The following is a 12,897-nucleotide window of genomic DNA, read 5'->3' as shown; positions in this document are numbered from 1 at the left end:
GGAGCGACCCCCGCCGACCGGCGGGCAGCCGGACCCGCCGCAACCGGGGGTGTCTCCCGCACGTCGTAAGATCCCGGATGGCCGGACGTTCGCACACCGCGGCGGAGGGCCGATCCCGGGGCTGCCGGTGACCAGAGCGAGGCCGCCCCGGACCGCCACTGAACAGGGCTCGGACCCGGCCGCCGGGCCGGCCCCCGCCCGGAGAGACCGACCGTGCTGCCGCAGCCCCGATCCGCCGCCGCCCGCCGCCCGCTGGCGGCCGCCGCCCTGCTCGCCCTCGCCGTCCCGCTCGCCGCGTGCGGCAGTTCCGGCGGCGGCGCGAACGACGCCCGGGCGGCGATCTCCACCGGCCAGGGCGGCGCCTCCGGCTCCGCGAGCGGCAGCCCGTCGTCCGCGCCGCCGTCCCCGTCCAAGCCGTCCAAGGTGCTGCTGCCGACCGGCCCGGCCGCGCAGTTCAGCAAGGCCCGCGACACCGGCGCCGGGCCGATCCTGGTCACCACCGTGGCCGGCCCGAAGTCCGGGGTGAGCGGCAAGGTCTGGGTCTGGCTGCCACCGCAGTACAACGACCCGAAGTACGCGAAGACCGGCTTCCCGGTGCTCACCCTGTACGCGGGCGGGCAGAGCGCCGGCTACAACACCTGGACGGACAACCAGCTGCCGATCCAGGAGGTCAACCAGCAGCTGGTGGCCGAGGGCAAGGCCCACCCGTTCATCATGATCATGCCGGTGCAGAACCTGGACTCCAACGAGGCGAAGGCGCTGGAGTGCGCCGACATCCCCGGCCAGCCGAAGATCGGCACCTGGATGTCCCAGGACATCCCGGACTTCGTCCGCGCCAACTTCCGCACGGTGAAGGGCCGGGACGGCTGGTCCGTGATGGGCGCCTCCACCGGCGCGTTCTGCAGCGCCAAGCTCGCCCTCCAGCACCCCGACGTGTTCCGGGCCGCGGTGCCGATCGACGGCTACTGGAACCCCGACTCGCCGCTCTGGAAGGGCCACGAGCAGGAGCGCCTGGCCAACAGCCCCGACCAGCTGATCGGGGCCGGCACCGCCGACGTCAAGATGCTCGCCACCGCGGGCGGCGCCAACCCGTACGAGATCAAGCTGGTGAAGAACTGGGTGGCCAAGGCCAAGGCGCCCACCACCGTCGAGTACTACGAGCAGCCCGGCGGCAAGCACCTCACCTCCGACTTCAAGAAGATGATCCCGAACACCCTGGAGTGGCTCTCCGCCAACACCGCCGGGCCCGAGGCCGACTGATCACGGACGGTCGTGGGTGATCTTCGGAAAGTGGCCGCGACCGGGGCTGGAACGCGCTGACCTGCGCATCAATCGGTCGTTCATTCGCCCCTGATGCACTGGGGTCACCCTGGAGCCGTGAACCGGAGTACTGGACCGGGGTGCCGCGCCGCGGCCCCCCGCTCCGGCCAGCCCCAGCCAGTCGTGAAGAGAGCGCCATGTCCCGTCACCTGCTGCCCGTAGTCCCCGCGATCCCCGCCCAGCGGGCCGTCGAGCCCACCGCCCCGGCGGTCGAGCCGATCCCGTTCGCCGGACTGCGCCTGGTGCACGCCGCCGTCCGGCGCGACCTCGCCCGCCTCCCGCAGGCCCTGCGGCTGCTCCAGCCCGACGACTTCGAGTCCGCCCGGGCGCTCAAGCGGCACTGGGACTTCGTCACCGCCATGGTCACCTGCCACCACGAGCAGCAGGACACCCGGCTCTGGCCGGTGCTGCGCCGCTTCGCCCCCGAACTGCGGCTGCTGCTCAACTGGTTGGAGTCCGACCACCACAACCTCGACCAGTGCTTCACCCGCACCACCACCCTGGTCGGCATCGCCACCCGCGACCCCGCCAGCGCCTGGCCGGTCTCCTACGCGGTCGAGGAGCTCGCCGCCCGGGTCGAGACCCACCTGCGGATCGAGGAGCGCCAGCTGCTGCCCCGGATGGCCGGCGTCTTCCCGCCCGGCTCGCGGATCGGCACCCTGCCCGAACTGCTCGACCTGCTCCGCTCCGCCGACGGCCCGGCCTCCTCCGACGCCCTGGTGTGGCTGCTGGAGGGCGTCGACCCGGCCCAGGTCGAGCGGCTGCTCGCCGACTGCGACGACGAGACCGCCCGCCACTGGCCGCACTGGCGCGACACCTACGCCCGCTGCACCGACCTGCTCTGGGGACCGTCCGCCCAGTAGACCCCCGCAGCAGGCCGGTCCGGGACGTGAGCAGCACGCCCCGGGCCGGTGTCGGCGGACCGTTCTACACTCGCCCGCATGGAGACCTACATCGCCTTCCTGCGGGCGGTCAACGTCGGTGGCCGGACGGTGAGGATGGACCGGCTGCGGGAACTGTTCGTCGGGCTGGGGCTGGCGGACGTGCGGACGTACATCCAGAGCGGGAACGTCTTCTTCCGGACGGCGGAGACCGACCGGGCGGCGCTGACCGCGCGGATCGAGGCCGGGCTCGCGGAGGGGCTGGGCTGGCCGGTGCCGGTGATGCTGCGGACGGTCGAGGAGGTCGAGGCGCTGCTCGCGCTGGACCCGTTCGCGGGGGTCGAGCCCGGCGAGGACAAGCGGCTGTGCGTGCTGTTCCTCTCCGAGCCGCTGCCCGAGGGCGTCGAGCTGCCCGCCGTCTCACCGAAGGGTGACTGGGAGATGATCGGCGCCACGGCGGACGCCGCGTTCGTGGTGATGCACGTGCGCAACGGGCGACTGAACGGGAATCCGGCCACCGCCTTCCCCAAGTCCTACCGGGGGCAGGCGACTTCGCGGTTCTTCCACACCACGGCGAAGATCGTCGCGGCGGCCCGCAAGGGCTGATGGAAGGTCAACTGTCGGGTTCGGCAGTCGACTCGGCCAGTCGTTCGGCCAACTCACTCACCAAACGGCGTAGTTCGGCAGGCTCCTCGATCCGGAACGGCCGGTCCAGGGACGCCAGCACCCCTGGGAGCCAGTCGAGTGCGGCGACCCGCAGTTCGACGGTGCGCCAGCCCTCGGCGTCCGGCCCGGAGACCACGGCCAGTCCCGCCGGGACGTGCGCGCCGATCAGCTCGGCGTCGGCCCGGACGCGCAGCCGCACCCGGTGGCGGTGCGGCGCCCTTGCCAGCGCGCGCAGCACCCGGGTGGCCGGGTCGGGGCCGCCCGGCGCGGCGAAGGTGCCCGGCAGCGGACGGGGCGCGGCCAGCCGGTCCAGCCGGAACAGCCGCTCGGCGCCGGCGGCGGTGTCCCACCCCGTCAGGTACCAGCGGCCCGCGTGCGCGACCAGCCCGTACGGCAGCAGCGAGCGCTCGCTGCCGCGCCCGTCGGCGGAGGTGTAGTGGAAGGCCAGCGGGCGGCGGTGGCGCACCGCGTCGGCGACGGTCAGCAGCACCTCCGGGTCGGGCGCCGGGGCGGGCGCGGGCGCGGCGGTGAACGCCACCGCCTCCAGCAGGGCGTCCAGCCGGGCCGCGAGCCGCCGGGGCAGGACGCGCCGGATCTTCGCGGCGGCCGTCCCGCCCGCCGTCCCCGAGGCCGCCGACAGCCCGGCCCGGTGCGCGGCCGCCAGCCCGAACAGTGCCGCCAGCGCCTCCTCGTCGGTGAGCATCAGCGGCGGCATCCGGTGCCCCGGGGCGAGCCGGTAGCCGCCGTGCCGGCCGCGCACCGACTCCACCGGCAGGTCCAGCTCGACCAGTTGCGCGACGTACCGGCGGACGGTCCGCCCGTCCACCGCCAGGTGCTCGGCCAGCTCGGCGACGGTCCGGACGCCGCCGGACTGCAGCAGCTCCAGCAGGGTCAGCAGGCGGCTCGCCGGGCGGGTCATGGCGCCATTCTCCTCCGGAGCCGGGCGTGTGCCGGGCGAGTACCGGGTGTGCGCCGGGGTGTACCGGACGAACGGCGGGCTAATACCGGGCGGATTCCGTCCGGTATTCGGCCTAGCGTCGGACCCGACCGCACCGGAACCACCGCACGGGAGCCCCCGCCATGAACCTCGTCTCTGTCCGCCTGATCACCGCCGACGTCGACCGCCTGGTCGCCTTCTACCAGCACGCCACCGGCCTGACCGCCGACCGCCCCACCCCCGACTTCGCCGAACTCCGCACCCCCGCCGGGACCTTGGCGATCGGCAGCGTCCGCACCGTCCCGCTGTTCGCCCCCGGCGCGGCCGAGCCCGCCGCCAACCGCAGCGCGATCGTGGAGTTCCTGGTCGAGGACGTCGACCTGCTGGCCGCCCAGCTGGCCGCCGCCGGCACCACCCCCGTCAGCGGCCCGGCCACCCTGCCCTGGGGCAACCGCTCGCTGCTGGTCCGCGACCCGGACGGCAACCTGGTCAACTTCTTCGCCCCGGTGACCCCCGCCGCCCGGGCCCGGCTCGCCCGCTGACGTCGGACCGGTGACGTTGAGCCGGTGTGCCGGGTCAGTGCGGGAACGGCCGGGCCGGGCGCTGCCGGGGCAGGTCCTCGCGGAAGTCGGCGATCACCGAGGCGATCTCCCGGACGGTGCCGGTGCCCGCCAGTCGGTCGAGGTACAGGTGCCGGGCGGCCAGGGCCTCGACCGTGACGCCGAAGTACAGCGCCATCAGCGGATTGACGAACAGGTCGCCGCCGCCCGTGCGTTCGGCCAGGACGGCGTCGCCCGGTTCCCCGCGCAGCGCCGCCGCGACCGACCCCTGCACGATGCTGGCCCCGGCCGGGTCGGCGGCGCGGGCGTGGGCGACGGCGTCCAGGTAGGCGGCGGCCTCGGGGGAGTCGGCGGGGATCGAGAACGCGCCGAGGTAGCCGTCTTCGCGTTGCAGGGCGGCGAGGTTCTCCAGCACCAGGCTGTGGCTGACGCCGTGGTGGGCGTCGATGCCGAACCCGAGGCAGGCGACCAGTCGGGTCGGAACGGTGGTCAGCCCCGCGACGGCCGCGAGCGAGGCCATGTCCTCCTCCGGCGTGCCGAGCCCGGCCTCGTCGCCGCGCAGCAGGATGTCCGTCCCGCCGTCCACCAGCAGGATCGCGTCCACGCCGAGCCGCCGCACCAGCGAGCGGTAGGCCGCGCGCAGCGGCTTCACCCCGACGGAGGCGAACGCCCAGACGGTGTCCGGCAGTTGGCGCCCGTGCAGCCAGCGGGCCAGCGACCGTTCCGGGAACGCCGGTTCGGCGGCCCGGGTCTCCGGCGTGATCCGGGCCAGGTGCGGGCCCACCCAGGCGCCCGACTCCAGGCCGTAGCGGTGGCTGAACGAGAGGTTCGCCAGGTGCACCTCCCGCCCGGCCGCGTGCAGTGCCAGGGCGATCGGCAGTCCCGCGTACACGTCGAACCCGCCACCGGCCCCGGCGATCAGCACCCGCTCGGCCCCCAGCAGGCGCTCCAGCAGCGGAGGGCACAGAAGACTCGTCACCGGCGGAACCTACCAAGGAACAGCCCTGCGGCACACGAGACGGCATTCAGGGGCTGGGGAAACTTTGCGGCAGACGCTGAGTAATCAGGGGCCCGGGGAACGGCGGGGCCGAGGGGCGGTGCGCCGGGGCACAGTGGGGCGCTACGGGGCGTCGGCCGAAAGACCTTCGGCCCGAAACGGGGTAGCGCCCCGCGGCCCGTCGGTCACCAGCCACTCGGCGCCGCCGTTCCCCGGGCCCCTGGTTGGAGCTTCGCTCCCCAGCGCGTGCCCGAGGGTCGTGCCTCTCAGGTGTGGTCGTCCAGGACGGCCCGGAGGGCTTCTTCGGTGCGGCCGATCACGGTGTAGCCGTCGTCGGCGGTGATGATCGGGCGCTGGATCAGGATCGGGTGGGCGGCCATGGCCGCCGTCCAGCGGGCCCGGTCGGCGGGCTCGCGGGGCCACTCGGGCAGGCCGAGTTCCTTGGCGGTCGGCTCGTCGAGGCGGGCGACGTCCCAGGGTTCCAGGCCCAAGCGGCCGAGGACCTCGGTGAGTTCGGCGGCGGTCGGCGGGTCGTCCAGGTAGCGGCGTACGGTGTACTCCACCCCGGCGGCGTCCAGTTCGTGCTGCGCGGTACGGCACTTGCTGCACCGCGGGTTGATCCAGATCTCCATGACCGGCCACCCTAACGGGCGCCCGTCCGCCGGGAACCCGGGCGCGCCGCCGGGCCGTTGCCGGGACGGTACGCAGGACGAGGGGGAGCGGGATGGAGCTGGCCGAGGTCGTCGGGGAACTGCTGGGGACGGCGGGACGGCGCGACCCGTACCCGCTGTACGAGCGGTTGCGCGGGTTCGGGCCGGTGGTGCCGGTGGACGGGTCGCTGCTGCTGGTGACGGGGTACCAGGAGGCGGACGAGGTGCTGCGCCACCCGGGGTTCGGGGTGGCGGACGCCCGACTGCGGGCCGAGCTGGAACCGGACTTCCTGGACCACCCGGGCAAGTACCTGCTGGCCCCGTCCGTGCTGCAGCGCAACGCGCCCGACCACGGCCGGATGCGCTCGCTGATCGCCTCGGTGTTCACGCCCCGCCGGGTCGCCGCCCTCGCGCCCGCCGTGACCGCCGCCGTCGAGGAACTGCTCGACCGGCTCGCCGAGTCGGCCGCCGCCGACCCGGAGCGGCCGGTCGACCTGCTGGAGGCGTTCGCGTTCCGGCTGCCGATCGGGGTGATCTGCGAACTGCTCGGCGTCCCGGCGGCCGACCGGCACCTGTTCCGGCCGCTGGCCGCCGACCTGACCGTCACGCTGGAGACCATGTACGGGGACAGCGAACTGGCTGCCGCCGACCGTGCGGCCGTCGAACTCGCCGGGTACTTCGACCGGTTGACCGCCGAGCGGCGCGCCGACCCGCGGGACGACCTGGTCAGCGCGCTGGTCGCGGTCGCGGACGCCGACCCGGGACGGCTCTCGCCACGCGAACTGGTCGCCAACCTCGCCCTGTTGCTGATCGCGGGCTTCGAGACCACCGGCAACCTGATCGGCAACGCGCTGGTCCGGCTGCTCGCCGAACCCGCCACCGCCGAGGCGCTGCGCACCGGCGCGCTCGACCCGGCCCCGTTCACCGAGGAGGTGCTGCGCCACGACTCGCCCGTGCAGCTCACCTCCCGGGTCGCCCTGACGGACGGCCTCACCGTCGCCGGGGAGCCGGTGGGCCGGCACACCGACGTCCTGCTGCTGCTCGGCGCCGCCAACCGCGACCCGCGCCGCTTCGCCCGCCCCGAGCAGTTCGACCCCGCCCGCTTCGCCCCCGAGACCACCGCCCCCGACGCCGCTACCTCCCACACCGCCGCCCTCGACACCACCGCCCCCGGCCGGGCACCCGCGCGGGCGCTCAGCTTCGGCAGCGGCCCGCACTACTGCCTGGGGCCCGGCTCGCCCAGCTGGAGGCCGTCACCGCGCTGCCCGCCCTGCTGCGCCGCTTCCCCGGACTCGCCCAGGCCGGTCCGGCCGCGCCCGGCGGACGACTGGTGCTGCGCGGGCCCCGCCGCCTGCCCGTCACCCTCACCACCACCCGGTGACGCAGCGCACGGCCCACCCGGTGACGCAGCTCACGGCACGCCCGGCGGTGCGGCGGAACGGGCCGAAGGTCCCCGGCCGTCGGGACCTTGGCACGCAGTGGGCCGACCGGGGCGGGGACGACGATGGGGGAGAACCGTAGCCGCACCCGACAGCCGCACCCGTCGCCGAGGAGGTCCGGATGGCCGCGTCCGCCGCCCCAGCAGCCCGCCCCGCCGCCACCGCCCGCCCTGTCCCGGGCCGCCCCGCCGGAGCAGCTCGTCCCACCGCGGCCCGCCACCGGCCCGACCCGGCCTCGGAAGGCGCGGGCGGGACCGGCCGGCGCCCCGGCGACCGGTGGGCCGCCGCGATGGCCGAGGCGCTGCGCACCCCCGTCTGGGTGCGGCTGCTGCCGGTGCTGCTGCTGGTCGTCGACCTGGCGCTGGAGTGGGCGGTCCCGTCCTCGGTCGCGGCGGGCGTGCTGCTCACCGTCGTTCCCGTGGTGGTCGCGTTCAGCGCGGGGCCGGCCCTGGTCGCGGTCCTGACGGTGGGGACGGTCGCGCTGCAGGCGCTGCTCGCCCTGCGGGTCGGGCACCTGACCGAGCAGCACCACGTCTGGACGTACCTGGCCACCCTGCTGGCGGGCGCGGTCGGGGCGGGGCTGGCCCGGCAGCGGCGCCGGCAGGCCCGTGACCTGGTCCGGGTGCGGGCCGTCGCGGAGACACTGCAGCACACCGTGCTGCGCCCGGTCCCGGCCCGGGCCGGCGGGCTGCGGGCCGCCGGGCTGTACCACCCGGCGCAGGCCGAGGTCGGGGTGGGCGGCGACCTGTACGAGGTGGCGGAGACCCGCTGGGGGACCCGGATCCTGCTCGGCGACGTCCGGGGCAAGGGGCTGGACGCCGTCCGCACCGTCGCCGACGTGGTCGGGGCGTTCCGGGTCGCCGCCCACGAGACCGCCGAACTCGGCGAGCTGGCCGACCAGTTGGACCGGCAGGTGGGCCGGGACGCGGAGCACTCGGGGGACGGCGAGCTGTTCGTCACCGCGGTACTGGTGCAGCACCGCGCGGACACCGGCCGGCTGGAGGTGGTCAACCGGGGGCACCTGGCGCCGCTGCTGGTCGGGCCGGGCAGCGTCCGGCCGGTCCGCTGCGCCGAGGAACTGCCGCTCGGGCTCGGCCACTTGGCCGCGGGCGGCGCCGCACCGCCGACCGAGGTCGAGCTGCCGCCGGGGCGCACCCTGGTGCTGCACACCGACGGCGTCACCGAGGCCCGCGACCGGGCCGGCGCGTTCTACCCGCTCGCGGCCCGCCTCACCACGCTGGCCGCCACCGACCCGGACAGCGTGGTCGCCTTCCTCGACCGGGACGTGCGCCGGTACGCCGGGCCGCTCACCGACGACATCGCGGTCCTGGCCCTGGCCGCCGACCGCCAGACCCCGGCCCCGACCCCGGCCTTGGCCCCGACCCGTCCGGCCCCAGCCCGTCCGGCTACGAGCCGTTGATCACCGAGTTCTGGATCGCGCCGACCGACAGGCCGTGGTCGTTCAGCACGTCGTCGTAACCACCCTCGGTGATCAGCCGGTTCATCGCCCGCATCAGCACGTCGCGCAGCGCCTGGTCGCCCTTGCGCAGCGCGATCCCGTACGGGCGGGGCTGCAGCTGCGGGCCGCCGATCTCGAACAGGCTGCCGTTGCCGGCGGTCTGCGCGGCGTACTGGGCCTTGGGGTAGTCGGTGATGAACGCGTCGGCCGGGCCCTTGAGGTTGTCCAGCGAGGCGTTGTCGGAGTCGGTCTCCATGACCGTCAGCGGCTTGCCCGCGTGCTCGCAGACCGGCTTCTGGCGGAGCGCCAGGTCGTCGTGGGTGGTGCCCTTCTTGACCGTGACGGTGCGCCCGCAGAGGTGGTCGATGTCGACGATGCCCTTCGGGTTGCCCTTGTCGACGGCGATGCCGATGCCGGCCATGAAGTAGTCGACGAAGTCCACGCCCGGGTTGGCCTGCTTGCCCTCCTTGTCGAGGCCCTCCTCGCGCTCCCGGGTGTCGGTGATCCCGGACATGGCGATGTCGTACTTGCCGGCCAGCAGCCCGGGCAGCACGTTGGCGAACTGCCCGGCGTCCTGGAACTCCAGCTTCACGCCCAGGACCTGGCCGAGCCGCTCGGCCAGGTGCGGGTCCAGCCCGTCCGGTTCGTTGCGGTCGTTGCGGTACACCACCGGCGCGGCGGTGAACGAGGCGCCGACCGTCAGCACCCCCGCCTTGCGGACCGACTCCGGCAGCAGCGCGTGCAGGTCGTTCCGGTCCCGCCCGGAACCGCCGATGCCGCAGCCGCTGAGCAGCAGCGCGCCGCCGATGACGGCGACGAGCGCGGTGCGCCCCCGCCCGGCCAACTGAGCCATGGTCGTCTCTCCCCGTGGTCGACGCGGAACACGACGGCCCGAGGGCGGCGGACGGCACGGCGGCATGACGACGGAACGCGGCATGGCAATACCGAGGAAGCACCCCTCGGCCGGCCGCCGTTCCGGCTAGATCATTCCGACTATAGCCAGCATGGTCACGACAGCCCAGAGCACCCCCCGTCCCGAACCGCGGGACGACGGGCCGTCAGGACCAGGCCGGGTCCTCGAACCGGGGCATGGTGTCCGGGCCGCCGTCCTTGCCGGTGGGCAGCGGGCTGGGGGCGGGGCCGAACGGCTCGGTGCTGCCGGGGTCCTTCACCAGGGCGTCGGCGACCACGGTGACGTTGCCGGGGACGCCGATGGTGACCGAGACGCCCAGGCCGTCGGGGGTGCGGGCGCCCGCGGCGGTGCTGGAGGACTCGTCGGAGAGGGTGTAGCCGCGGCCCTTCCAGTACGCCCGCAGCTGGGCCAGCAGCTGCGGCTGCTTCCCGGCGGCGATCTTCGTCAGCACGTACCGGCGGAGCGTCAACTGCGCGGTGCCGTCGTTCTTCCGGCTCAGCCCGCCCTCGTGCGGGACGGACCGGAACGCGTCGTCGGCGGACCGCACCGCCGGGGTCAGCGCCCCGGTGGTGCCGTCCACCAGCTCCTGCAGCTGCGTCCGGGCCCGGTCCGCCGCGAGCACCGGCCGGTCGGAGCTCCCCGCCCCGCCCGACCCGCCCGACGAGCCGCAGCCCGCCGCGCCGACGCCCAGCACCAGCGCCGCCGCCGCGCCCGCCACCCGCACCCGCACCTTCATCCGACTCCCTCTCCCCTCGCACCGACGACCCCGGACGCTTCCGGACCGCCCCTGGACCGACCGGTCAGACCGACCAGTGCGGGTCCCGGTGCCGGGGCACCGTGTCCATCGTCCCGTCCGGGGCGATCGGGACGGTGCTGTCCCCGCCGAACGGGTACGAGGTCCCGGTCGCCGCCAGCCCGTCCACCCGGCCCAGCAGGGTGCCGTTGCCCGCGAAGCCGATCCGGAACTCGACCGTCCCGTACGGGGAGCGGGCCCGCAGCACCGGCAGCTGCGGGTCGTCCTCGCCGGACACCGCCCAGCCGCGGGCCCGCCAGGCCCGGTCCAACTGGCCCAGCAGCTCGGGGTAGCGGTGCGCCGCCAGCGCCGTCAGCAGGTACCGGCGCTTCTCCAGGTGCGCGGTGCCGTCCGGCTCCCGGGTGTAGGCGTGCTCGTGCTCCACCGCCAGGTACGGGCCGTCGGCCCAGACCCCGGCGGGGGAGAGCGCGGCCGGCCCCGAGTCCAGCAGCTCGTCCAGCGCGGCGCGCGCCGTCAGCAGGTCGATCGGACGGTGTTCCGCCGCCGTGTGGTCGTTCATCGGCCCTCCTGCCCGAACACCCGGTCACCGTGACCGGAGACGATCAGGCCCATGTTGCGCAGCGAGTGGCCGTCCCGGCCCTCGCCCTGGTTCCAGTAGTCGGAGTGCGACTCGAAGCCCAGCGGGCCGTCCGCGACGTCGAAGCGGTGCGCGCCGAACTCGGTGCTCGCCGGGTCCTGCCCGAACCACAGCTCGTGCGGATCGCCGTGCCCGCCGATCTTGTCGCCGATGAAGCCGCCGGCCACCGCGCCCAGTGGGCCGCCGATCAGGCCGCCGACGCCCGCGCCGATGCCGATGCCCTTGGCCTCGTTCTTGCTCGGCAGGTGGGAGACCGGGTCGTGCTCGGCCGCGCCCACCCACACGTGGTCGGCGCCGACGCCGAGTTGGGACGCCTGCTGGGCGCCGGTGCCGGGCGAGCCGACCAGGATGATGTCGTCGGCGGGGATGCCGCCGGGGCGCTGCGCGGCCTGGCCGACGGTGAACGAGCCGTAGGAGTGACCGAGCGCGGTGAGGTGCGCGGGCTGCCCCTCGTGCGAGGCCCGCAGGCCCTGCAGGAAGCCCTGGTACGCCTCGCCGCCCTGCTTGGCCCGGGCGTCGCCGGCCACCGCCAGCGCGTCCGGGCTGATGCCCTTGGCCTGCGGGGTGTCGTAGCCCAGCCAGGCGATCGAGGCGGTGGACCGGCTCGGGTCGGTGTCGTGCGCGGACTGCCACAGGTCGCGGGCCCGGTCGGCGTCGCCGCCGCCCATGTTCTTGACCTCGGTGTTCAGGCCCGGCACGTACGCCACCACGTCGTCCGCGGTGTCCGGGTTGCCGTAGGCGATGGCGGCCCGGCCCTGCCCCTGGTCGCCGATCAGCATCAGGTAGGCGGGGGGCTGCTTGCCCTGGTCCTCGCCCAGCCGGTGCTGGATCGAGCGGAAGCCCTCCAGCTTCTTCTTCTCCTGGTCGGAGAGGTTCGGCCGGGACGACAGGTCGTCGACCAGCCGGTCCAGGTTGATCCGGTTGGCCTGGTCCCGGGCGGGCGTCGGCAGGCCGTCGCGGCCGCCGAGCTCGGCCGGGTACTCCTTGATCAGGCGCTGCTGCTCGTCCACCGGCAGCGCCTTCCACCAGGCGTTGACCTCGGTCGGCGGGGCGTCCTTGCCGGGCATCCCGGCCTTGACCAGGTCCTCCGGGCCGCCGAACGGGTTGATCGCGTCCAGCACCGCGCTGTTGAGCCGCATCGCGGCCGTCGCCGGGTCCAGCCCGGCGCCGGTGCGGGCGTCGGTGGTGTACTGCCGCAGCCGCTCGGCGGTGACCTGGTCGGCGTGCGCGGCCTCGGTCAGCGCGTCCCCGATCCGGTCGCGGATCTCGGTGCCCTGCCGGGAGCGGTTCGGCGCGTCCGGGTCGTGCCGCTCGGCGGCGCTCGGCGGCGGCCAGGACACGCCGCCGTCGTCCGAGACCTGGAAGCCGTTGGCGGAGGCGTCGGCGAGCGCGGCCCGCAGCTTCGCCTGGGCCAGCACGAACGCCTCCGCGCCCTCCCGCAGGACGGGCGCGATCCGGGCCAACTCCATCTGGGCGGCGGCGAGTTTGCCGGTGGTCCGGGACAGCGACTGCTGGGCGCCGTCGGCCGCGGAGCCCGTCCAGCCGGAGTTGCGGACCCGGTTGTCGACGCCGTCGCGCCAGCCGTCGGCGTGCCCGCCGAAGGCCGTCGCCAGCGCGCCGTACGCGTCGGCGGCCTCGAACAGCCGGTTCGGGTCCGCGTCGCGCAGGGTGGGGACGTCCATGC

The 12,897-nt window shown here is 75.1% G+C and carries 13 protein-coding genes; 6 read left to right on the top strand and 7 right to left on the bottom strand.

Going from position 1 to position 12,897, the window contains the following annotated elements:
* Nucleotides 1–213 precede the first annotated feature (213 nt).
* From ACIOHG_RS35800 to ACIOHG_RS35790, 3 genes are all read left to right on the top strand, one after another.
* On the top strand, nucleotides 214–1,260 hold the full coding sequence (locus ACIOHG_RS35800; protein ID WP_400957344.1) for an alpha/beta hydrolase: 1,047 nt from the start codon (nucleotides 214–216) through the stop codon (nucleotides 1,258–1,260).
* A 197-nt stretch (nucleotides 1,261–1,457) separates the two neighbouring features.
* Complete coding sequence (locus ACIOHG_RS35795; protein ID WP_400957341.1) at nucleotides 1,458–2,183, top strand: hemerythrin domain-containing protein; 726 nt, start codon at nucleotides 1,458–1,460, stop codon at nucleotides 2,181–2,183.
* Nucleotides 2,184–2,261: 78 nt separating this feature from the next.
* Nucleotides 2,262–2,807 carry a DUF1697 domain-containing protein gene (locus ACIOHG_RS35790; RefSeq protein WP_400957338.1) on the top strand — a complete coding sequence of 182 codons (546 nt, stop codon included), beginning with the start codon at nucleotides 2,262–2,264 and terminating at the stop codon, nucleotides 2,805–2,807.
* Between the two features lie 7 nt (nucleotides 2,808–2,814).
* Here ACIOHG_RS35790 and ACIOHG_RS35785 read toward each other — a convergent pair whose 3' ends face one another.
* The gene (locus tag ACIOHG_RS35785; protein ID WP_400957335.1) at nucleotides 2,815–3,786 is read right to left on the bottom strand and encodes a helix-turn-helix transcriptional regulator; all 972 of its coding nucleotides are present in this window, start codon (nucleotides 3,784–3,786) and stop codon (nucleotides 2,815–2,817) included.
* Nucleotides 3,787–3,947: 161 nt separating this feature from the next.
* Here ACIOHG_RS35785 and ACIOHG_RS35780 point away from each other — a divergent pair, with 161 nt between their 5' ends.
* Entirely contained in the window at nucleotides 3,948–4,346 is a 399-nt protein-coding gene (locus ACIOHG_RS35780; RefSeq protein ID WP_400957332.1) for a VOC family protein, read from the top strand.
* A gap of 34 nt (nucleotides 4,347–4,380) precedes the next feature.
* Here the strand turns inward: ACIOHG_RS35780 and ACIOHG_RS35775 are convergent, their stop codons facing one another.
* On the bottom strand, nucleotides 4,381–5,343 hold the full coding sequence (locus ACIOHG_RS35775) for a DUF1152 domain-containing protein (RefSeq protein WP_400957330.1): 963 nt from the start codon (nucleotides 5,341–5,343) through the stop codon (nucleotides 4,381–4,383).
* Nucleotides 5,344–5,627: 284 nt separating this feature from the next.
* Entirely contained in the window at nucleotides 5,628–5,993 is a 366-nt protein-coding gene (locus ACIOHG_RS35770) for an arsenate reductase family protein (RefSeq protein ID WP_400957327.1), read from the bottom strand.
* 92 nt (nucleotides 5,994–6,085) lie between these two features.
* Between ACIOHG_RS35770 and ACIOHG_RS35765 the strand changes: the two genes are divergently transcribed.
* Nucleotides 6,086–8,062, top strand: coding sequence for a cytochrome P450 (locus tag ACIOHG_RS35765; RefSeq protein WP_400957325.1), 1,977 nt, complete (start codon nucleotides 6,086–6,088; stop codon nucleotides 8,060–8,062).
* 10 nt (nucleotides 8,063–8,072) lie between these two features.
* On the top strand, nucleotides 8,073–8,870 hold the full coding sequence (locus ACIOHG_RS35760; RefSeq protein ID WP_400957382.1) for a PP2C family protein-serine/threonine phosphatase: 798 nt from the start codon (nucleotides 8,073–8,075) through the stop codon (nucleotides 8,868–8,870).
* Here the strand turns inward: ACIOHG_RS35760 and ACIOHG_RS35755 are convergent.
* From ACIOHG_RS35755 to ACIOHG_RS35740, 4 genes are all read right to left on the bottom strand, one after another.
* On the bottom strand, nucleotides 8,857–9,762 hold the full coding sequence (locus tag ACIOHG_RS35755) for an ABC transporter substrate-binding protein (RefSeq protein ID WP_400957322.1): 906 nt from the start codon (nucleotides 9,760–9,762) through the stop codon (nucleotides 8,857–8,859). The genes ACIOHG_RS35760 and ACIOHG_RS35755 overlap by 14 nt on opposite strands.
* A 205-nt stretch (nucleotides 9,763–9,967) precedes the next feature.
* The gene (locus ACIOHG_RS35750; RefSeq protein ID WP_400957320.1) at nucleotides 9,968–10,558 is read right to left on the bottom strand and encodes a hypothetical protein; all 591 of its coding nucleotides are present in this window, start codon (nucleotides 10,556–10,558) and stop codon (nucleotides 9,968–9,970) included.
* Nucleotides 10,559–10,622: 64 nt separating this feature from the next.
* The gene (locus tag ACIOHG_RS35745; RefSeq protein ID WP_400957317.1) at nucleotides 10,623–11,135 is read right to left on the bottom strand and encodes a hypothetical protein; all 513 of its coding nucleotides are present in this window, start codon (nucleotides 11,133–11,135) and stop codon (nucleotides 10,623–10,625) included.
* Nucleotides 11,132–12,895 (bottom strand): alpha/beta hydrolase, encoded by a 1,764-nt coding sequence (locus ACIOHG_RS35740; protein WP_400957315.1) that lies wholly within the window; start codon nucleotides 12,893–12,895, stop codon nucleotides 11,132–11,134. Before ACIOHG_RS35740 ends, ACIOHG_RS35745 begins: the two co-directional genes overlap by 4 nt.
* Between the last annotated feature and the right edge of the window lie 2 nt (nucleotides 12,896–12,897).

This window comes from Kitasatospora sp. NPDC088134 (assembly GCF_044741705.1).
Classification (GTDB): Bacteria; Actinomycetota; Actinomycetes; order Streptomycetales; family Streptomycetaceae; genus Kitasatospora.
The sequence above is the reverse complement of the archived record's forward strand: the minus strand, read 5'-3'. Positions and strand labels throughout refer to the sequence as shown.

Bases quoted from the DNA above. Each gene is read 5' to 3' on its own strand.
- ACIOHG_RS35795 (WP_400957341.1), top strand. From the start codon at position 1,458: ATGTCCCGTCACCTGCTGCCCGTAGTCCCCGCGATCCCCGCCCAGCGG.
- ACIOHG_RS35790 (WP_400957338.1), top strand. From the start codon at position 2,262: ATGGAGACCTACATCGCCTTCCTGCGGGCGGTCAACGTCGGTGGCCGG.
- ACIOHG_RS35785 (WP_400957335.1), bottom strand. From the start codon at position 3,786: ATGACCCGCCCGGCGAGCCGCCTGCTGACCCTGCTGGAGCTGCTGCAG.
- ACIOHG_RS35780 (WP_400957332.1), top strand. From the start codon at position 3,948: ATGAACCTCGTCTCTGTCCGCCTGATCACCGCCGACGTCGACCGCCTG.
- ACIOHG_RS35770 (WP_400957327.1), bottom strand. From the start codon at position 5,993: ATGGAGATCTGGATCAACCCGCGGTGCAGCAAGTGCCGTACCGCGCAG.
- ACIOHG_RS35765 (WP_400957325.1), top strand. From the start codon at position 6,086: ATGGAGCTGGCCGAGGTCGTCGGGGAACTGCTGGGGACGGCGGGACGG.
- ACIOHG_RS35755 (WP_400957322.1), bottom strand. From the start codon at position 9,762: ATGGCTCAGTTGGCCGGGCGGGGGCGCACCGCGCTCGTCGCCGTCATC.
- ACIOHG_RS35750 (WP_400957320.1), bottom strand. From the start codon at position 10,558: ATGAAGGTGCGGGTGCGGGTGGCGGGCGCGGCGGCGGCGCTGGTGCTG.
- ACIOHG_RS35745 (WP_400957317.1), bottom strand. From the start codon at position 11,135: ATGAACGACCACACGGCGGCGGAACACCGTCCGATCGACCTGCTGACG.
- ACIOHG_RS35740 (WP_400957315.1), bottom strand. From the start codon at position 12,895: ATGGACGTCCCCACCCTGCGCGACGCGGACCCGAACCGGCTGTTCGAG.